Origin of the sequence: Delftia sp. 60, from assembly GCF_002754395.1 — a bacterium.
GTDB classification, from domain to species: Bacteria; Pseudomonadota; Gammaproteobacteria; order Burkholderiales; family Burkholderiaceae_C; genus Comamonas; species Comamonas acidovorans.
In genome coordinates this window covers 5,366,109-5,385,617 of the sequence record NZ_PEFD01000001.1, presented here as the reverse complement: position 1 = coordinate 5,385,617, position 19,509 = coordinate 5,366,109, and the positions used below count along the sequence as shown (strand labels likewise).

Here is a 19,509-nt window from a genome sequence, read left to right as displayed (position 1 = left end):
CCCTCAGGCCAGTACGTCAATGGAGCGGAACACGCGCTGCAGCACCGGGTCCGGGCTGTGGCGGCAGGCGTGGACCTGCTCCATGAGGTGGTGCACGAAGCGCTCCGCCACCCAGGGCAGGGGGCCGTGGCCGCGCTGGACCACGCCCACCGTGTGGGGCTCGAACTGCTCGCGCAGGGACAGCGGCACCAGGGTGCCCTGGGGCACGCCCGATTCGATCAGCGGCCAGGGGCACAACGAGAGCATGTCGCTGTGCGCGATCAGGTGCAGCAGCAGCGATGCCGAATGCACCAGGTGGATGTGGCCCACGGGCACGGGCAGGCCGTGGCGCAGGAACAGGCGCCGCACCAGATCGTCTTCTTCAGGCGGCGTGTAGTTGAGCAGCCAGTCGCAGTCCATCAGCTCGGCCAGCGAGCGCGCGCCTGCCAGCGGATGGCCGGTGCGGGCCACGACGGTGGCGTCATAGCGGAACAGCGGCGTGCCATGCAGGTCGCCGCCCGAGGGGCCCGAGGGCACGCGGCCGATCAGCAGGTCCAGCGTGCCTTCGCGCAGGCGCGGATGGGCCACGGCCGACAGGCCCTCGAACAGCTCCAGCCGCACCTGGGGCAGTTCGGCGCGGAAGGCGCGCAGCACATGGGGCAGCAGGCTCTGGCCCACCCAGGGCGTCACGCCCACGGACAGGCGCGCCACGGCGCAGGTGTCGCGCAGGCGGGCCATTTCATCCTCGGCCTGGGCCATCTGCCCGGTGATCAGCTGGGCGTGGCGCAGCAGCGTGCGCCCGGCCGGCGTGAGGACGATGCCGCTGCTCTGGCGCTCGAACAGCGCAAGGCGGTGGCCTTCCTCCAGTTCGCGCAGGGCCTGGGTGATGGCCGACTGCGTGATGCCCAGCGCGCGTGACGCGGCGCGCACGCTGCCGCAGCCGGCCACGGCGACGAGGTAGCGCATCTGGTGCAGCTTCATGGCGGGACCGGCATCGGGGTGGGGCTGGGAATGCATGGGCCGATCTTGCAGGTTTCGTGCCATGTCTGCCATCCCTGCCATTGCTGTGATCGGCGCATGCCGGGGGATGACAGGCAATGCCTGGCAGGGCAGGCGCTGGCGGTCTTCCGCCCGCTGCCCACGCTTCCTAGACTGCGGGCATGAACATTGACCCGCCCGTTTCCACCATGGCCGAAGCCGCCGATCCGGTGCTTGCCGGCATACGCGCCACGCAGGCCGAGATGGTGGCCCTGCGCCATCACCTGCATGCCCATCCCGAGCTGGCTTTCGAGGAGTTCGCCACCAGCGACTTGGTGGCCGAGCGCCTGGCCTCCTGGGGCTATGAAGTGCACCGGGGCCTGGGAGGCACGGGCGTGGTCGGCACGCTGCGCTGCGGTACGGGCACGCGCCGGCTGGGCCTGCGCGCCGACATGGACGCGCTGCCCATCCACGAGCAGACCGGCCTGCCCTACGCCAGCCGCCACGCGGGCCGCATGCATGCCTGCGGGCATGACGGCCATACCGCCATCCTGCTGGCCGCCGCGCGCGAACTGGCCCAGGCGCGCGGCTTCGACGGCACGCTGCACCTGATCTTCCAGCCGGCCGAGGAGGGCCTGGGCGGGGGCCGCAAGATGGTGGAGGACGGCCTGTTCGATCTTTTCCCCTGCGATGCCATCTTTGCGCTGCACAACATGCCGGGCTTTGCCGAGGGGCAGTTCGGCTTTCGTGAGGGCTCGTTCATGGCCTCGTCGGACACGGTGATCATCACCGTGCGCGGCAAGGGCGGCCATGGCTCGGCCCCGCACCTGTCGGCCGACCCGGTGGTGGCGGCGGCCCACCTGGTGCTGGCGCTGCAGACCGTGGTCTCGCGCAATGTCGATCCGCGCGACATGGCCGTGGTCAGCGTGGGCGCCATCCATGGCGGCGACGCACCGAATGTCATCCCCGGCGAGGTGGAGCTACGCCTGTCCGTGCGCGCCTATCGGCCCGAGGTGCGTGCCCTGCTGCGCGAACGCATCACCGAGCTGGCCCATGCCCAGGCCGCCACGCTGGGGCCGAGGCCGTGGTGGACTACCGCTGGCGCTATCCGGCCCTGGTCAACGACGCGGCCAGCACGGTCTTCGCCCGCGAGGTGGCGCGCGACTGGCTGGGCGAGCAGGCGCTGATCGCCGACCTGCAGCCGCTGACGGGCAGCGAGGACTTCTCCTTCATGCTCGAACAGTGCCCTGGCAGCTATCTGATCGTGGGCAACGGCGTGGGCGACACGCATGGCACGGGCGGCTGCATGGTCCACAACCCCGGCTACGACTTCAACGACCGCATCCTGCCGCTGGCCGCCACCTACTGGGTGAAGCTGGCCCGGCGCTTTCTGTCCGCCGCCTGAGGCGCCGCGCCCGCACCGGATTCCTTTCACGACTTCACCTGCGATTGCCACCATGCGCACTGCATTTCCTCTCTCCTCCGAGGCCCGCCAGGTCCTGAGCCGCCGCAGCCTTCTGGGCGCCGCTGCGCTGGGGCTGGCCCTGCCGGCTGCTGCCCAGGGCAGCTTTCCTGCCAAGCCCTTGAAGCTGGTCGTCGGATACCCGGCCGGTGGTTCGGTGGACCTGGTCGCCCGCGTGGTGGGCGATGCGCTGGCCGCGCGGCTGCGCGGCACGGTGGTGGTGGACAACGTGGGTGGGGCGGCCGGCGCCATTGCGGCCCAGCGCGTGGCCTCGGCACCGGCCGATGGCTACACGCTGCTGGTGGGGGCCAGCAACGAGCTGGTGGCCACGCGCATCGTCAACCCCGCGCAGCGCTACGACGGCCGCCGCGATTTCACGCCGCTGGGCCTGGTGGCCACCGGCCCGCTGATCCTGGCCGCACGCCCGGGCCTGGGCGTGAAGAGCATGGCCGACTTGCTGGAGCTGGCGCGCCGCCAGCCCGGCAAGCTCAGCTACGGCAGCTCGGGCGTGGGGTCGACCCTGCATTTCGCGGGAGAGCTGTTCAAGCAGCGCGCGGGTGTTTCCATCACCCATGTGCCCTACCGCGGCGTGGCGCCGTTGACCAGCGACCTGGCGGGCGGCAGCCTGGACCTGGCCATGCTCTCGCCCACGGCGGCGCAACCGTTTCTGCAGAGCGGGCGCATCGTGCCGCTGGCGGTCACCAGCGCGCAGCGCCTGTCCGCCTTGCCCCAGGTTCCGGCCATGGCCGAACTGGCGCCGCTGCGCGGTTATGAATTGGTGGGCTGGTTTGCGCTGATGGCGCCGCGCGGGCTGCCCGCCGCCACCGCGCAGCGCATCACGGCGGCCCTGCAGGAGGCGCTGGCCGAGCCCGCCGTGCGCAAGCGCCTGGAAGATGCAGGCATGGTGCCCGCCTCGGGCCGCGAGGACCTGGCGCACCTGATCGCCGAGGAAGACCGCAAATACGAGCAGCTGGCGGCCTTCGCGAACATGCGCGACTGACGGCGTTGACGGTGTAGACGGTGCTGACGGCGCTGGCGGCGCTGGCGGCGCTGGCGGCAGCCGCGCAGGTTCAGCGACCGCGCAGGAACAGCGCGTCCAATTCCTTCATGCTCATCTGCCGCCAGGTGGGGCGGCCGTGGTTGCATTGGTCGGAGCGCTCGGTGACTTCCATCTGGCGCAGCAGGGCGTTCATCTCGTCCAGCGTCAGGCGGCGGTTGGCGCGCACGGCGCCGTGGCAGGCCATGGTGGCCAGGATCTCATTGCGCGCGCGCTGCACCACGGTGCTGGCGTCGTGCTGGGCCAGCTCGGCCAGCACGCTGCGCGCCAGCTCCACGGCATCGCCCTGGGCCAGAGTGGCGGGCACGGCACGCACGGCCAGCGTCTTGGGCGAGAAGGGGGAAACCTCCATGCCCAGGGCCTGCAGAGTGTCGCCATGGGCCTCGGCCGTGGCCACTTCCTCGGGCGTGGCGGCGAAGGTGGCGGGAATCAGCAGCGGCTGGCTGGGGATCTGCTCTGCCGCGTTGACGGCATTCTTGAGCTGCTCGTAGACGATGCGCTCGTGCGCCGCATGCATGTCCACCACGACCATGCCCTGGGCGTTCTCGGCCAGGATGTAGACGCCGTGGATCTGGGCGACGGCGCGGCCCAGGGGCCAGATGGTTTCCTCGGCAGCGGCAGGGGTGTCCGCTGCCGGGGGCGTGAAGTTCGCAGGTGAAGGCTCGGTGACGGTGACGGTGACGGTGACTGGCTGGGGCTGTGCAGCGGGTGCATAGCTGGCGGGCACATCGCCGGCAGGCCATTGCACGCCGGGCGTGTCCACCGCGACTTCGGCGGCACCGGCAGTCTGCATGGCCGTCTGTGCGGGAAGCGCCACCGGGGCCGGCGCGGCTTCGCGCATGGGTGCCCACAGGCCCGCCATGTTGCTGACCTTGTGGCCGCCCTGTTCATCGCCAAAGCTCATGCGCGCCTGGGGCCAGGCGGGAGCCGCCACCTTGGGCGCGGTGGCCGGTGCGGCAGGGGCCAGCTCCGGGGTGCGGGCGGCTTCCTCGGCGGCAGCGGCGGCGGCTGCCGCCGCGCGCGGGGCGGCCAGCGCGTTCTCTATGGCGTGGCGCACGGCCTGGTGCACCTCGCGGCTGTCGCGAAAGCGCACCTCGATCTTGGTGGGATGCACGTTCACGTCCACGCGCGCAGGGTCGATCTCCACATACAGCGCATAGACAGGCTGCTTGTGGCCGTGCAGCACATCCTCGTAGGCGCTGCGCGAGGCGTGGGTCAGCACCTTGTCGCGCACGAAGCGGCCATTGACGTAGCAGAACTGGTGGTCGGGCCGGGAGCGCGCCGCATCGGGAATGCCCGCGCGGCCCGTGACGTGGACGGCGCCCGACCAGTGCTCCACCGTCACGGAGTTCTGCACGAAGGCGTCGCCCAGCACATCGCCCAGGCGGCGCGCAAGGGCTTCATCCGACATGCTGCCGGCGGCACGCCACTGTTCGACCAGCTTGCCCTCGTGCCAGATGGCAAAGCCCACGTCGGGCCGGGCCAGCGCATGGCGGCGCACGGACTCGATGCAGTGGGCCAGCTCCGTGGCGTCGCTCTTGAGGAATTTGCGGCGGGCCGGCGTGGAGAAGAACAGCTCCTTGACCTCGACCGTCGTGCCCTGGTTGCGGGCGGCGGGGCGCAGCTCGCCGCTGCGCGCATCGAGCAGATAGGCCGAGTCCTGGCCCGCTGGGCGCGAGAGGATGGACGCCTCCGACACCGAGCAGATGGCCGCCAGCGCCTCGCCGCGAAAGCCCATGGTGGCCACGGTCTCCAGGTCGTGCAGATCGGTGATCTTGCTGGTGGCATGGCGGCGCAATGCCACGGGCAGCTCATCGCGCGGGATGCCGCCGCCGTCGTCCTCCACCGAGATCAGCCGCACGCCGCCGGCCAGCAGCCGCACGTTGATCTGGCGGGCGCCCGCATCCAGTGCGTTGTCCACGAGTTCGCGCACCACCGAGGCAGGGCGCTCGACGACTTCGCCGGCCGCGATCTGGCTGATCAGCTCGTCGGGCAGGTCGCGGATGGGGCGGCGGGGGAGGGTGTCGGAGGAGGGGATGGATGCGTTCACGAGGCAATTCTAGGGGCTCGCATCCACCGCTTGCGGGCTGTGGGAATGGGGGTGTGCGGCGCCGGCACCCTCAAAAAAAAGGAGCCGCGAAAGCGGCTCCAAGAGGCGTCCCCGGCAACAAAGGCCGGAGCCGGGGGCACTCTTTGAATGAGGACGGCTGCAGGGTCAGCGGCGGCGGCCTGAGCGGTCGCTGTTGCTGCCCATCTGGTTGCCGACCAGCGCACCGGCCGCGGCGCCGCCCACGGTGCCCAGCGTGGTGCCGAACAGCGCGCTGCCCAGCACGCCACCGGCCACGGCGCCCACGCCCGTGCCCAGTTGCGCATTGTTGGGACGGTGGGCGCAGCCGCCCATCGCGAGCGCGCCGGTCAGCAGGGCGGCGATGGCCAGGGTGCGGCCCATCGTGGAGCCGGACTGGCGTTCGGACTTGTGCGCGAAAGTGCGAAGGGTCTTGTTCATGGCTTGCTTCCTTGTGTCTTGGCGATGGTGGTGAGGCCGGGCCGGCATTGCCGACGGCATGGAAGCACTTTGCCTGCAAAAAGCTGACGCACTCATGAGTTTTTCGTAGAGTTTTATCAAGTTGTGTAACAAAACAAGCTTGATTTCAAGCATTTGTAGATTCCTGCAAGTGCCGGTGTGTGCGATGGCGTGACCGGCTCCGGCTCGGCCGTGGGGGCATGTCGGCGAAGTACAGTACGGGCCGGTGCGGCGCCCGCCGCGGAGGACTCTCTTTTGGAAATCATTCAGTTCCTGATCGACTTCATCCTGCACATCGACAAGCATCTGGAGGCCTTTGTCGTGGCCTATGGACCCTGGGTGTATGCGCTGCTGTTTCTCATCGTCTTCGTGGAGACGGGCGTGGTGGTCATGCCCTTTCTGCCCGGCGACTCGCTGTTGTTCATCGTCGGCGCGCTGTGCGGCGTGGGCCTCATGGACTATTCGATCGCCTGCACCGTGCTGCTGGTGGCGGCCGTGCTGGGCGACCAGTGCAACTACACCATCGGCCGCTACATAGGGCCCAAGGTGTTCCAGTGGGAGGACTCGCGCTGGTTCAACCGCCGCGCCTTCGACCAGGCCCACGCGTTCTACGAGCGCTATGGCGGCATCACCATCGTGCTGGCCCGCTTCATGCCGTTCATCCGCACCTTTGCGCCCTTCGTGGCCGGGGTGGCCGCTATGAACCGGGGCAAGTTCACTGCCTTCAATGTGGGCGGGGCGATTGTCTGGGTGTTCGGCATCAGCGCAGCCGGCTATTTCTTCGGCAACCTGCCCTGGGTGCGCGAGAACCTGGAGAAGATCATCTGGGGCCTGATCCTGGTGCCGGGCCTGATCGCCATCTTTGGCGCCTGGCGTGCGGGGCGCGCGCCCAAGACGGCCGCCTGAGCTTTCAGCGCACAGCAAAAACCCCTTGCACCTTCATGGCGCAAGGGGTTTTTTCATGGAGCGGGAGTGGGGATCAGCGGCGGTCGTTGCGCTTGCCCACCTCGTTACCGATCAGTGCACCGGCGGCTGCACCGCCCACGGTGCCCAGCGTGCTGCCGAACAGGGCATCCCCCACGACACCACCGGCCACGGCGCCTACGCCGGTACCGATCTGTGCACTGCTGGGATTGGTGGAACAGCCGGCAGAGAACAGGGCAATGGCTGCTGCGGCGGCAATGGAATAAAAGCGTGTCTTCATGTTCATCTCCTGTGATGGCCTGCCTTGTCGCCGTGAGTGGCGTGTGGCGCAAGCACTGTGTGGAACATGTTTGCATGCTCTCATTCAGGGCTTGCGGCAGCGGTAGGAGATCTGCCCGAGCTGCCGCCGGGCGGCTCGGAAGTGTCGCGTCTTTGCCGTCCGACAGCGGCCGCGGGCGGCATCGCCCGCGGCCTTCGCCCGTGCCCTGCGCTCGTGCCTTTTGGCTCTGTCAGACGGAGCGGCTGCGTGCCAGCGGCGGGTTGTGCGCGAAGTAGTTGCGGATGCCGCGCATCAGCGCGTCGGCCAGTTGCACCTGGTAGGCGCTGCTGCGCAGCCGGGCCTCTTCCTCGGGGTTGCTGATGAAGGCGGTTTCCACCAGCACGCTGGGAATGTCGGGTGCCTTGAGCACGGCAAATCCGGCCTGCTCCACGCGCGGCTTGTGCAGCTTGGCCATGTTGCCGATCTCGCCCAGCAGGGCGCCGCCGAGCTTGAGGCTGTCCTTGATCTGGGCCGTGGTGCTCATGTCCAGCAGCATGCGCTGCACATGCTGGTCCTGCGAGCCCATGTTCAGGCCACCGACGATGTCGGACTGGTTTTCCTTGTTGGCCAGCCAGCGCGCGGCCGTGCTGGAGGCGCCCTTGTCGCTGAGCGCAAAGACGCTGGCACCACGCGCGGCCGGCGTGGTGAAGGCGTCGGCGTGGATGCTGATGAACAGGTCGGCCTGCACGCGCCGGGCCTTTTCCACGCGCGTGGCCAGGGGCACGAAGAAGTCGGCATCGCGCGTCATGAAGGCGCGCATGGGGCTGCCGCCGATGCGGGTGTCGTTGATGCGGTCGCGCAGCAGGTGGGCGATCTTGAGCACCACGTCCTTTTCGCGCGTGCCGCTGGGGCCGGTGGCGCCGGGGTCCTCGCCGCCGTGGCCGGGGTCCAGCGCCACGATGATGATGCGGTCGGTCTGGCGCGAGGTGGCGATGTTGGGCGCGGCAATGGGGGCAGGGGCCGGAACGGGCGAAGGCGCGGGAGGGCGGGGCGCCGGGGCCGGAGCGGCAGGGGAAGGTGCCTGTGCCACCACGGCGGGCGGTGCAGGCGTCTTGCCGCCGGAGCCGCTGCTGTGCTGGGCGATCAGGTCGCCCAACGGGTCGGGGGCTGGCGCCGTGGGGCCTGAGGGCCGGGGCAGCGGTGGTGGAGGCGGCGGCGGTGCCGATGCGACGGCGGTATCGTCGCTGGAGGCATCGCGCAGGCGCTCGCTGATCAGCGCCTCCAGCGGGTCCACGGCCTTGGCGGGGTACAGGTCGAACACCAGCCTGTGCTTGTAGGCCGCCACGGGCTGCAGCGTGAAGACCTGGGGCTTGGCGGGCTGCTTGAGGTCGATGACCAGGCGCACCACGCTAGGGGAGTTCTGGCCTACGCGGATGGAGGCGATGTTGGGATCGTCGGAGCGGACCTTGGCCACCAGTTCACGCAGCGCGGGATTGAGGTCGATGCCCTCGATGTCCACGGCCAGCCGCGGGGGCTGGTCCACGAAGAACTGCTTGGCAGCCAGCGGCCGGTCGGACTCTATGGTCACGCGCGTGTATTCGGGCGCGGGCCAGACGCGCACGGCCACGATGGTGGCGCCGTGCGCGATATGCTGGCGGCCCAGCAGCAGCACGATGGAGCCCGCCTGCAAAAGATTGCGGCGCGACAGGCCGGACGGATAGGAGGAGGAGTTGGCGTCGCTCATGCCTTGAGTGCTTGGATCACGGCGCGTCCGACGGGCGTGCCGGCGAGCAAGGTCACCTGGCGCTGCGTCTCGTCGATTGCTTCGATATGAATAGCTATATCTGCCGCAGGCGTAAGCGCTGCGGCCTTTTCGGGCCATTCTGCCAGCTTGAGACCGGGGCTGGCGAAAATATCGCGAAATCCTGCATCCTCCCACTCGCGCGGATCATCGAAGCGGTAGAAGTCGAAGTGCCAGATGGCCAGGTCCGGCGCCTCATGCGGCTCCACCACGGCATAGGTGGGGCTTTTGATGCGGCCCTGCACGCCCAGTGCGCGCAGCCAGTGCCGCACCAGCGTGGTCTTGCCTGCGCCCAGGTCGCCGTGCAGCGTGACGTAGGCGTTGCGCAGCGCGGGATGGTCTGCAAGCTGCTGCGCAAACCGCTGCGTGTCTTCCTCGCTGCCCCATATCCAGCGACGGCCCGCAGTTTCCGCATCCTGCGGCTGGGCGCTTTCTACAATCGAGGGAGTATGTTGTGCAGCAGTCAATTGGTTCCTTTGATGCAAGGCTGGGCCCGCGAACTGGGATTTTCCCAAATTGGCGTGGCCGGCGTGGATTTGTCTTCTGCGGAGCCGGGTTTGATGCAGTGGCTGGCCCAAGGGTTCCATGGCGAGATGGACTATATGCAGGCCCACGGCCTGCGCCGCGCCCGGCCTGCCGAGCTGGTGCCGGGCACGGTCAGCGTGATCACGGCGCGCATGGACTACCTGCCGCGCGACACGCCTGCCGATGCGCCGGGCGCCTGGCAAGCGGTGGAGTGGGCGCGGCTGCAGCGGCCCGACGAGGGCATTGTCTCCGTCTATGCCCGGGGGCGCGACTATCACAAGGTGCTGCGCAACCGGCTGCAGAAGCTGGCCGAGCGCATTGCACAGGAAGTCGGCCCCTTCGGGCACCGCGCCTTCACCGATTCCGCGCCCGTGCTGGAGGCGGAGCTGGCCCGGCGCAGCGGCCAGGGCTGGCGCGGCAAGCACACGCTGGTGCTCAATCGCGAAGCGGGCTCCATGTTCTTCCTGGGCGAGATCTATGTGGACCTTGCGCTGGAGCCCACGGCGCCGGTGACCGCGCACTGCGGCAGCTGCGCGGCCTGCATCACGGCCTGCCCCACGGGCGCCATCGTGGCGCCGCACCGGGTGGACGCGCGGCGCTGCATCTCCTATCTGACCATCGAGCATGCGGGCGCCATTCCCGAGGAGCTGCGGCCGCTGATGGCCAACCGCATCTATGGCTGCGACGACTGCCAGCTGGCCTGCCCCTGGAACAAGTTCGCCCAGCCCAGTCGCCTGCCCGACTTCGATGCGCGCGAGGCCCTGTCCGGCGGGCAGCTGGTGCACTTCTTTGCCTGGGACGAGCCGACCTTTCTGCGCCTGACCGAAGGCAGCCCCATCCGGCGCATAGGCCATGAGCGCTGGCTGCGCAATGTGGCCGTGGCGCTGGGCAATGCCTGGCGTGAAACCGGCAACGCGGCGTTGCAGCAGGCGCTGGCCAGCCGCGCCCAACATCCGGACGCTCTGGTGCGCGAGCACGTAGCCTGGGCGCTGTCGCAAAGATCGGATTGAGCTGATAAGACCAGGGCGCTTGTGTGTGAAACAATTGTTGCGCTCTGTCGGAGTGCCCCCCGGCGGCCTGTTGCGGGCCACTGCCCTTGAAGGCGCGGGGCCTGTGTGACTCAACATGATGTTTGATATGCGCGCAAAGCCTCCCCGCAGCCTGTCCCGCCTGCTGAACGCAGAACCGCTGACCCAGACCACTGTGGCCGTCTGGGTGGGCCTGTGCTGCGTGCTGCTGGCCACGGTGGCGTACTGGACGGTGCTGGTGGACAGCCACCGCACGCAGCGCAGCTTTACCGAGTCCCAGTCCTGGCTGCGGGTGGGGCAAATGTCGCATGCGGTATCGGTGCAGGTGCAGACCCTGCTGTCCGGCCTGGACTACACCATGCGCGGCCTGGAGTCCGACTTTGCCGATGGCGATGTCGACGGGTTCCGGCGTGCCGTGCAGACCACGTTCGACGCCTACCCGGCCGGCACCTTTCTGCAGATCGCCGTGGCCGACGAGAAAGGGGACATCGTGTACTCCAACCTCCAGCAGGAAGCGGAGACGCGGGCTGCCAAGGTCTCCATCCGGGACCGCGAGCATTTCCAGGTGCATGCCAACCGCGAGAACATGGGCATGTTCATCGGCCGCCCCGTACAGGGGCGTGTCTCCCACAAATGGACCATACAGCTGAGCCGCGCGCTGTACCGCCAGGGGCAGTTCTCGGGCGTGCTGGTGCTGTCGCTGTCGCCCGAATACATTTCGCGCTATTTCCAGTCCATCTTCGATGGCGCCAACGACGTCATCCTGCTGCTGCGCACCGATGGAGCCTACCTGGCGCGCTCGCAGGGGCAGGAGCAGGTGATGGGCCGCTCGGTCTCCGATGTGCGCGTGGCGCTGTTCGCACCGGCCCTGGAGCGCGGCACCTACGAGGCCGAATCGTCCGTCGATGGCGTGCAGCGCATGTATGCCTGGAGCCGGGTGGAGGGTTATCCGCTGATCGTCAGTGCAGGGCTGGACAAGAAAGCCATCTTCGAGTCGCTGGAGGCATCGCTGGAGCGCGGCCTGCTGCGCAACGGCATAGGCACGGCGGTGCTGCTGCTGGGCATGCTGCTGACGCTGTGGCTGGCGCGCCAGCGCCAGCTCAGCGAGCGCATGCGGCTGCAGGGTGAGCGGCGCTTCGCGCGGCTGGCGCAGGAGGTGCCGGGCGGGTTGTTCCAGTTCCGCATAGGCGCGGATGGACAGTTCCGGTTCCCTTTCACCAGCCCCGGATTCTTCGAACTGCATGGCGCCAAGGCCGATGCCGCCAGGTTTGCCGACCATGAACTGCTCAAGCGGGTCCACCCCGAGGATTTGCCGGCCCTGGCGGCCTCGGTGCAGGCCAGCGTGGGCAGCAAGGGTGTCTGGGAGCACAAGTACCGCGTCTACGGCCCTGCAGGCGAGCTGCGCTGGCTGCATGGTCACGCCCGGCCGCAGCAGGAGGAAGACGGCTCCCTGCTGTGGCATGGCTATGTGCACGATGTGACGCAGGACCAGGCCATGCAGGAATCCATACGCCACAGCGAGGAACGCCTGCGCCTGACCGTGGGCGCCGTGCGCGACGGCCTGTGGCAGTGGGACTGCCGCAGCGGCCATGTGGAATGGGATGCCCGCTGCTACCAGATGCTGGGCTTCGAGGCCGCGCAGTTCCCCATGAACTATGACGCCTTCTGCGCCATGGTCCATCCCTCGGACAGGGCGCGGATGCTGGCGCGGCTGCAGCGCCATGCCGAGGCCGGGGCCGATTTCCGCGTGGAGATGCGGCTGCGCAGCTCGGCCGACAGCTGGCTGTGGGTGGAGTCGCGCGGCGAAATCACCCAGCGCGATGCCGACGGCAAGCCCGTGCGCATGCTGGGCACGCACACCGACATACAGCAGCGCGTGGAGCAGTCCCGGCTCATCAAGGCCTTGCTGGACCGGGGAAGCGCCCTGATCGTCATGGCCGGTCCCCAGCGCGAAATCCTCTATGCCAACGAGCGCGCGGTGCAGACCTTTGAGATCGAGACAGACCGGCTGCCCGGCGGCGTGAACTTTCGCGCCCTGCATGTCAGCGACGAGAGCTCCGAGCGCTTCGGCCAGCTCTACGGACAGCTCAACGCACGCGGCACGGTGCGCACGGAATGGATTTTGCGCATGCCTTCGGGCTCGGGCCACTGGTTCGACATGCAGGGCTCGCTGCTGGACCCCGACGAGGACGACGGCCGCGTCATCTGGACCATGATCGATACCGACGCGCGCCGGCGCGCCGAGACCGCGTTGGCCGAGACCCAGCACCGGCTGGAGGCCATCATCGACCGCTTTCCCGCAGGCATTCTGGTCACCGACGCCCAGGGCCGCCAGGTGCTGGCCGCCAACCGCATGCTGGCGGCCGCGCTGCGGCTGGAAATGGCGCCTGCCGCCCTGGTGGGGCTGGGCATGCCGGCGCTGATCCAGCTGCTGCCGCCTTCGGTGGCTGGCGTGCTCAGCGCCGGGCCCGTGGCTGGCCGTTCCCTGCACGCGCTGCCCGACGACCACTATGTGGAGATCGAGGGCATGCAGTTGCGCGACGGTGATCGCTCCATCGGCCACTGCTGGGTCTTCCACGATGCGACGGAGCGGCAGCAGCGCGAATCCCAGCTGGAGACCCTGGCGCTGACCGACGCGCTGACCGGCATTCCCAACCGCCGCGCCTTCATGGAGCGGCTGGCGATGGAGCTGGACCATCTGCGCAGCGGACTGGTGGCGCACTCCACGCTGATCATGCTGGACATAGACCACTTCAAGCAGGTGAACGACGGCTACGGCCACGCGGTGGGCGATATCGTGCTCAAGGAGCTGCTGGCCTCGGTGGCGCAGGAAATGCGCAAGGAAGACATGGTGGGCCGGCTGGGCGGCGAGGAGTTTGCCGTGCTGCTGTCCGACACCGATGCCGAGGTGGGCCTGCGCCGCGCCGAAAGCCTGCGCGAAACCGTTGCCGCGCGCGCCATCGATGCGGGCCTGGCCGGCGACCTGCGCATCACCATCAGCCTGGGCGTGTACGAGCTGCAGCGCAGCGATGCCTCGGCCCAGGGCTGCCTGGAGCGTGCCGACGCCGCGCTGTACTACTCCAAGCGCAACGGCCGCAACCAGTCCACGCTGTGGAGCGAGCGGCTGCCTGCCATCGCGCGCTGATCCGGGCTGATCCGGGCTGGTGCGGCGCACAGGCCTAGGAATTCACCCCGGTGAATTTTCAGAATCATCCAATGGCCTGATCGGGCCGCAATCCCGAAAATCCTGGGTTCATGCTGTCGCGTGGACCTGCCGCCTCTTGCCTGGCCCCAACACTCGGGTGCGGCCGACTCTCCGTGCAACCCATCACAAAAAGAGGCTGCGCGCCGAGCGCAGGGCGAGGAATGTATGACGTACAACCGCTGGTCCACGGTGCATATCGCGCCGCTTTCGCGAGCGCAGTTCTGGAGCGATGCCAGCCGCGAGGCGCAGATGCCGCACACGCCCTTGGTCGCGCAGCCCGAGCGCTTCGAGGCCGTGCTGACGTCGCGCGGCGTGGGCGCGGTGGTGCTCAACCGCATCCAGATGGCGGCCGAACATGGCATGGAGCGCCTGCATGACGATGGCCAGCGCGCAGGCCCGCCCTGCCTGCTGTGCGTGCTCTATGCCAAAGGTGGAGCCCAGGTATTCGCACCGGATGCACCTGACGTGCCGGACGTACCGGATGCCTCGGCGTCATCCGGGGAGCCGGGCATGGCGGTTGCGGGCAGGAGGCTGCAGGCGCAACCCGGCCAGCTGTTCCTGCTGGATGAGCGGCGCGGCTACCGCATCTGGCAGAAAGAGGCCGTGGACCTGGTGGTGCTGGCCGTGCCGCTGGCACTGATCGATTCGCGTGGCGGCCTGGCTTCGCAACTGCTGGCACGCAGCCTGCCCGACTGTGCATCGCTTCAACTGCTGGTCCAGCAGATGCAATTGCTGGCCGCGTGGCAGGACCCCTTGCCCGAGGCCGAATCCGCCAGGCTGTCCGACTTGGTCATCAACACCGTGAAGACCGTGCTGCAGGCCAGCGCCGACATGGCGACGGCCCGACCCGGCGCGCCCATGCACGTGCTGTTGCGCAGGGTGCGCCAGCTCATTGCCCGCCAGTACCCGGACCCGGCGCTGGAGCCCGAGCGCGTGGCGTCCAGGCTGGGGCTGTCCGTGCGCTCGCTGCAATCCCAGCTGTCGCGCGAAGGCACCAGCCTCAGCGCCGAACTCATGGCCTATCGCCTGGAACGCGCCCATGCGCTGCTGCGTGGCACGGAGCCTGGAACGCTGGGCATCGCGGAGATCTCGCAGCACTGCGGTTTCAGCTCACCCGCGCATTTTTCCCGGCGGTTCAGGGCACGCTACGGCAGCACGCCGCTGGGGCTGCTGCGGGATGCGGAGGGCGGGGAGGGGGCCTAGGCAGGCTGGGCGGTGCCGCGCCCGGCGTGGCGTGCGCAGATCAGGCCGAGGATTTCGAGCATCATCTGCGCGCCTGCGTGGGCGGTGTTGGTGGTGGCGTCGTAGGCGGGAGACACCTCGACCACATCGCCGCCCACGATGTGGATGCCGGCCAGGCCGCGCACCATGGCCTGTGCCTCGCGCACGGTGAGTCCACCGACCTCGGGCGTGCCCGTACCGGGCGCAAAGGCCGGGTCCAGGCAGTCGATGTCGAAGGAGACGTAGACGGGCGCATCGCCCACCACCTCGCGTGCGCGGGCAATGACGCCGTCCACGCCCAGCGCGGGAATGTCTTCGGCATGGATCACGGTCATGCCCGACTCATAGGAAAACTCCCAGAGATATTCGGCCGCGCCGCGTATGCCGATCTGAATGGTCCGCGTGGGGTCGAGCACGCCGTCCAGCACGGCCTGGCGAAACGGGCCGCCGTGGTGAAAGCGGCTGCCGTCGAAGGGGCCGCCGGTATCGCAGTGGGCGTCGAAATGCACCAGGGCCAGTGGCCGGTCGCGGCCCAGCGCCCGCAGTATGGGCAGGGTGATGGAGTGGTCTCCGCCCGCAGACAGCGGAATCACGCCGGCCGCATGGATCTTCGCGAAGGTCGACTCTATGTCGCGGTGCGACTGCTCCAGGCTGTAGCGGCTGGACAGCGGCACGTCGCCGATGTCCGCCACGCGCAGCTCGCGTGTGGGAGCGGATCGAAGCACATGGTTGTAGGGGCCCACGCGTTCGATGGAACGCAGGGCCCGGGGGCCGAAGCGGCAGCCGCTGCGGTTGCTGATGCCCAGGTCCATGGGCACGCCGATCAGTGCGGCCTGGAGGTCGCCGAAATCCGGGCGGCTCCAGTCCATGGGACGCATGGACGCGTCCAGCAGCGTGGGCATGCCTGCGTAGGGTGCGTTGCGCGTGCCGTTGGCATCGATGATGTGGGCGGCCACGGCGCGGAAATGCGGGTCGTGGATCACGGACTCGTTGGCGCCGCCGAAGCGTGCGCGCAGCGCCTGCAGCCTGTCTGGTGTGAAAAGCGTCATGTCGTCTCCGATTCAGTGCCGGGTTCAGGATTGAATGCCCGACAGCGAGCGCTGCTGCGTGCGCTGCGCCAGGCTGATGAGGATGAAGCTGGCCATGCTCACGGCCAGGCTGGCATAGATGGGCGTGTTGGCGGCCAGGCCGTCCCTGACCATGAAGGCGACGGCCGTGGTACAGCCCAGCAGCATGCTTGCGATGGCGCCCGCCGTGGTGGCCCGGCGCCAGTAGATGGCGCCGATCAGCGGCACCAGCATGCCGCCCACCAGCAGGTTGTAGGCGGTGGTCAGGGCATTGAGCACATCGTCCACCACCAGGGCGATGCCGAGCACGGCCAGCCCCACCAGCAGCGTCAGAAGCCGGTGCCAGCGCACATCGACCAGCGGCCGGCCGCCCCGCAGCAGGGGCACGAGGTCCTCGGCCAGCACGGTGGAGCCGGCCAGCATGGCGGCGCTGGCGGTGGACATCATGGCCGCCAGTGCGGCAGCGATCACAAGGCCGCGGATGCCGTCCGGCAGGCTGGCCTGCACGATGGCGGCAAAGGCATTGTTGGCGTTGTCCAGGTCCGGCAGCAGCACGCGCGCTGTCATGCCCACCAGGGCGCCGACCAGTCCGTAGACCACGCAGTACACGCCGGCGAGGCTGCCCGCCACGGCGGCCACCCGTTCGCTGCGGGCCGTGAACACGCGCTGCCACACGTCCTGGCCGATCATGATTCCGAAGAAATAGATGACGAAGTAGGTGGCGATGGTGTCCCAGCCGATGTGGGTGACATCGAAGCTGGACGCAGGCAGCCGTGCAACCAGCTGGTCCCAGCCGCCCACGCGGTACAGGCAGATGGGCAGCAGGATCAGCATCAGGCCCGCGGTCTTGATCACGAACTGCACGATGTCCGTCAGCGTCAGCGACCACATGCCGCCCACGGCCGAGTAGATGACCACGACGCCCCCGCCCACCAGGATGGAGATCCACAGCGGCAGGTCGAACAGCACCTGCATCACGGTGCCGATGGCGATCACCGACGTGGCCGCCAGCATCAGCGAGTAGGCCAGCATCACCAGGGCGCTGGCCTGCTTGGTACGGGCGCTGTAGCGCCGCTCCAGCACCTGGGTCACGGTGCAGATGCGCAGCCTGAGAAGGGGCTTGGCCAGGAACAGGTTGAGCACCAGCAGGCCCGCGCCCAGCGCCGCGCACAGCCAGAATCCGGAGATGCCGTACACATAGCCCAGGCGCACCGTGCCCACGGTGCTGGCGCCGCCTATCACCGTGGCGGCCATGGTGCCCATGTACAGGCCGGGCCCGAGGTTGCGGCCGGCCACGAGAAAGTCCTCCTGCGTCTTCGCGCGGCGCATGCCGTACCAGCCCAGCAGCAGCATGGCCGCCGCGTAGATCACCACGACCGAGATATCGAGCAACATGGTTTGTCTCCCTTTTGTTGCGGCCCTGTTGGCAGGGGCCTCTTGAAACAGCGGTATCCATGGAAGTGAATCCCCTGGACCGCCCCTCTTGTTCTGTATTGCAGTCCCTCTTTGTTCAATCCAGATGTGCTGCAACAGCCGTGGATGCTAGACAGCAGCCCGGATTGCATCCATTTCAAGTTCCATTTACAAACATCGATAAGAATCGATCTTTTCCGAGTGAAAACCCCATGCTCCATACCGTTTCAGACTTGGACCTGCGGCTGCTGCGCGTGTTTCTGGCCATCGTTGACGCGGGCGGCGTGTCGGCGGCGCAGGCCAGCCTTGGCGTAGGGCAGTCCACGCTCAGCAGTCAGCTGTCCACACTGGAGACGCGGCTGGGTTTCAGTTTGTGCGAACGGGGGCGCGGCGGCTTTCGCCTGACGGCCAAGGGCCGGCGCTTCGTCGATATGGCTCGCACGGCCCTGCAGGGACTGGAAGGCTTCAGTGCGCAGGCGCGCAACATGCACCGGCAGCTGGTCGGCAGCCTGGCCATCGGCCTGATCGGCAATGCACCCATGGAATACAACGCGCTCATGGGGCGGGCCATACAGCGCTTTCGCCAGCGCGACGAGGCCGTGCGCCTGTCGGTGCTGGTGCGCGGGCCGCGCGAGCTGGAGGAAATGCTGCTGCGCGACGAGCTCCAGGTCGCCGTGGGCTATTTCCTGCACCGTGCGCCGGCGCTGGAATACACGCTGCTGTTCAGCGAAAGGCAGGTGGCCTATTGCAGCGCCAGCCATCCCTTTGCCGCACGCGCGGGCCGCATCGGCGCGCAGGAGGCGGGCGAGGCCGACTGGACCTGGCGCACCTATCCACTGCCGCAGGCCCCGCTGACGGGGCGCCCGCGCCATGTCACCTCAGAGGCGGACAACATGGAGGCGGCCGCCATCCTCATCCTGTCAGGCGCCCACCTGGGCTACCTGCCCGAGCACTACGCGGCGCCCTATGTGGCTGCCGGCCTGCTGCATGCGCTGGACGAATCCCTCTTCAGCTATGACGTGGACATCACCATGGTGGCCAAGAAGCGCGCACGCCAGGACGACATCACGGCCGCCTTCACGGACGATATGCGTGCCGTGCTGTAGGGGCACCGCGGCACAGCGGCATCAGTACTGCAGCAGGCTCAGCGCAAACGGCAGGCTGAGCACGCCCAGCAGCGTGGACAGTGTGACCAGCCCCGCCACATATGAGCCGTTGTAGCCCATGCGCGCGGCCAGCACATAGCATGACGATGCGGTGGGCAGGGCCGAAAAGGCCATCAGGATCAGCGCCTGCTCACCGCTCAGGCCAAACGCCCGCACCATGGCATAGGCGATCAGCGGCTGCACCAGATGCCGCACGGCCAGCAGGCACACGGCCAGCAGCTTGCCGGCGGCCAGCGCGCCGAACTGCATGCCGGCGCCGGCCGACATCAGGCCCAGCGCGATGGAGGCTGCGCCTATGCGGGAGATCGACGGCTCGATCAGCGCCGGCAGCTTCAGCCCTAGCGCGCTGAACACCAGGCCCGACAGCGTGCCCACGATCAGCGGATTGCGCACCAGCTGCCCCAGGAAGTGCTGGTTGCTGCCGCGCGCCATGGGCCAGACGGCCGCGATATTGCACAGCGGCACGCTGACGCCGATCAGCACCGAGATGAACAGCAGGCCCTCAGGCCCCGCCAGCCGGCTGGCCAGCGCCAGGCCGATGAAGGAGTTGAAGCGAAACGCCACCTGCACGGCGCCGGCATGCTCGCGTGTGTCGATCCGGCCGCGCAGGCCCGGCCACCAGGGCAGGCTGTAGGCCAGGCCGATGCCGACCAGGGCAGCACACACGCCAGCGGCCAGCAAGTGGGAGGTGGCACCCCAGTCCACCGGGCTCTTGACGATGGAGTGGAACAGCAGCACGGGGAACAGCAGGTAGTACACCAGCGCTTCCACCGCCTGCCAGACCGTGCGGTTGAGCTGTGTGAAGCGGCACAGCACGTAGCCAAGCACGATGAGCGAAAAATCGGGGAAGAGCAGCACGGCGTAGTTCACGGGGGCAGAGCATAAGCGCAACCCCGCAGT

The 19,509-nt window shown here is 68.5% G+C and carries 16 protein-coding genes and 1 pseudogene; 8 read left to right on the top strand and 9 right to left on the bottom strand.

Annotation, left to right across the window (positions count from 1 at the left end):
* Positions 1–3 precede the first annotated feature (3 nt).
* Positions 4–1,023, bottom strand: coding sequence for a LysR family transcriptional regulator (locus CLV01_RS24230; protein WP_043796609.1), 1,020 nt, complete (start codon positions 1,021–1,023; stop codon positions 4–6).
* Positions 1,024–1,139: 116 nt separating this feature from the next.
* Between CLV01_RS24230 and CLV01_RS24225 the strand changes: the two genes are divergently transcribed.
* The 3 genes and pseudogenes from CLV01_RS24225 to CLV01_RS24220 all read left to right on the top strand — a co-directional run bounded on the left by CLV01_RS24225 (position 1,140) and on the right by CLV01_RS24220 (position 3,419).
* Positions 1,140–2,144, top strand: coding sequence for an amidohydrolase (locus CLV01_RS24225; RefSeq protein ID WP_373681076.1), 1,005 nt, complete (start codon positions 1,140–1,142; stop codon positions 2,142–2,144).
* Positions 2,027–2,362 (top strand): annotated as a pseudogene (locus tag CLV01_RS29945) (M20/M25/M40 family metallo-hydrolase); the annotation flags it as partial. The gene CLV01_RS24225 and the pseudogene CLV01_RS29945, both read left to right, overlap by 118 nt.
* Before the next feature lie 52 nt (positions 2,363–2,414).
* Positions 2,415–3,419 (top strand): Bug family tripartite tricarboxylate transporter substrate binding protein, encoded by a 1,005-nt coding sequence (locus CLV01_RS24220; protein WP_099733021.1) that lies wholly within the window; start codon positions 2,415–2,417, stop codon positions 3,417–3,419.
* A gap of 70 nt (positions 3,420–3,489) precedes the next feature.
* Here CLV01_RS24220 and mutL read toward each other — a convergent pair whose 3' ends face one another.
* The gene (gene mutL, locus CLV01_RS24215) at positions 3,490–5,526 is read right to left on the bottom strand and encodes a DNA mismatch repair endonuclease MutL (RefSeq protein WP_099733022.1); all 2,037 of its coding nucleotides are present in this window, start codon (positions 5,524–5,526) and stop codon (positions 3,490–3,492) included.
* Positions 5,527–5,691: 165 nt separating this feature from the next.
* Positions 5,692–5,982, bottom strand: coding sequence for a glycine zipper 2TM domain-containing protein (locus CLV01_RS24210; protein ID WP_099733023.1), 291 nt, complete (start codon positions 5,980–5,982; stop codon positions 5,692–5,694).
* A 273-nt stretch (positions 5,983–6,255) separates the two neighbouring features.
* Here CLV01_RS24210 and CLV01_RS24205 point away from each other — a divergent pair, with 273 nt between their 5' ends.
* Entirely contained in the window at positions 6,256–6,906 is a 651-nt protein-coding gene (locus CLV01_RS24205; RefSeq protein ID WP_043782650.1) for a DedA family protein, read from the top strand.
* A gap of 73 nt (positions 6,907–6,979) precedes the next feature.
* Here CLV01_RS24205 and CLV01_RS24200 read toward each other — a convergent pair whose 3' ends face one another.
* The 3 genes from CLV01_RS24200 to tsaE form a co-directional block, all read right to left on the bottom strand.
* Entirely contained in the window at positions 6,980–7,204 is a 225-nt protein-coding gene (locus tag CLV01_RS24200; protein WP_099735066.1) for a glycine zipper domain-containing protein, read from the bottom strand.
* A gap of 229 nt (positions 7,205–7,433) precedes the next feature.
* A complete protein-coding gene (locus CLV01_RS24195) occupies positions 7,434–8,927 on the bottom strand; it encodes an N-acetylmuramoyl-L-alanine amidase (protein WP_099733024.1) in 1,494 nt (497 codons plus the stop codon).
* Positions 8,924–9,451: a tRNA (adenosine(37)-N6)-threonylcarbamoyltransferase complex ATPase subunit type 1 TsaE gene (gene tsaE, locus CLV01_RS24190; RefSeq protein ID WP_034396474.1), complete on the bottom strand. Its 528-nt coding sequence runs from the start codon at positions 9,449–9,451 to the stop codon at positions 8,924–8,926. Before tsaE ends, CLV01_RS24195 begins: the two co-directional genes overlap by 4 nt.
* A gap of 12 nt (positions 9,452–9,463) precedes the next feature.
* Here tsaE and queG point away from each other — a divergent pair, with 12 nt between their 5' ends.
* From queG to CLV01_RS24175, 3 genes are all read left to right on the top strand, one after another.
* Positions 9,464–10,519 carry a tRNA epoxyqueuosine(34) reductase QueG gene (queG, locus tag CLV01_RS24185; RefSeq protein ID WP_099733025.1) on the top strand — a complete coding sequence of 352 codons (1,056 nt, stop codon included), beginning with the start codon at positions 9,464–9,466 and terminating at the stop codon, positions 10,517–10,519.
* Positions 10,520–10,634: 115 nt separating this feature from the next.
* The gene (locus tag CLV01_RS24180) at positions 10,635–13,682 is read left to right on the top strand and encodes a diguanylate cyclase (RefSeq protein WP_099733026.1); all 3,048 of its coding nucleotides are present in this window, start codon (positions 10,635–10,637) and stop codon (positions 13,680–13,682) included.
* 225 nt (positions 13,683–13,907) lie between these two features.
* Positions 13,908–14,945, top strand: a complete 1,038-nt coding sequence (locus tag CLV01_RS24175) for a helix-turn-helix transcriptional regulator (protein WP_180288449.1) — start codon at positions 13,908–13,910, stop codon at positions 14,943–14,945.
* On the opposite strand, the gene speB is transcribed toward CLV01_RS24175, so the two are convergent.
* The gene (speB, locus tag CLV01_RS24170; RefSeq protein ID WP_099733027.1) at positions 14,942–16,012 is read right to left on the bottom strand and encodes an agmatinase; all 1,071 of its coding nucleotides are present in this window, start codon (positions 16,010–16,012) and stop codon (positions 14,942–14,944) included. The two genes, CLV01_RS24175 and speB, sit on opposite strands and share 4 nt — an antisense overlap.
* 24 nt (positions 16,013–16,036) lie before the next feature.
* A complete protein-coding gene (locus CLV01_RS24165) occupies positions 16,037–17,425 on the bottom strand; it encodes a sodium:solute symporter (RefSeq protein ID WP_099733028.1) in 1,389 nt (462 codons plus the stop codon).
* Between the two features lie 230 nt (positions 17,426–17,655).
* Between CLV01_RS24165 and CLV01_RS24160 the strand changes: the two genes are divergently transcribed.
* On the top strand, positions 17,656–18,549 hold the full coding sequence (locus CLV01_RS24160) for a LysR family transcriptional regulator (RefSeq protein WP_012206919.1): 894 nt from the start codon (positions 17,656–17,658) through the stop codon (positions 18,547–18,549).
* A gap of 21 nt (positions 18,550–18,570) precedes the next feature.
* Here the strand turns inward: CLV01_RS24160 and CLV01_RS24155 are convergent, their stop codons facing one another.
* Positions 18,571–19,479 (bottom strand): AEC family transporter, encoded by a 909-nt coding sequence (locus tag CLV01_RS24155; RefSeq protein WP_180288448.1) that lies wholly within the window; start codon positions 19,477–19,479, stop codon positions 18,571–18,573.
* Positions 19,480–19,509 lie beyond the last annotated feature (30 nt).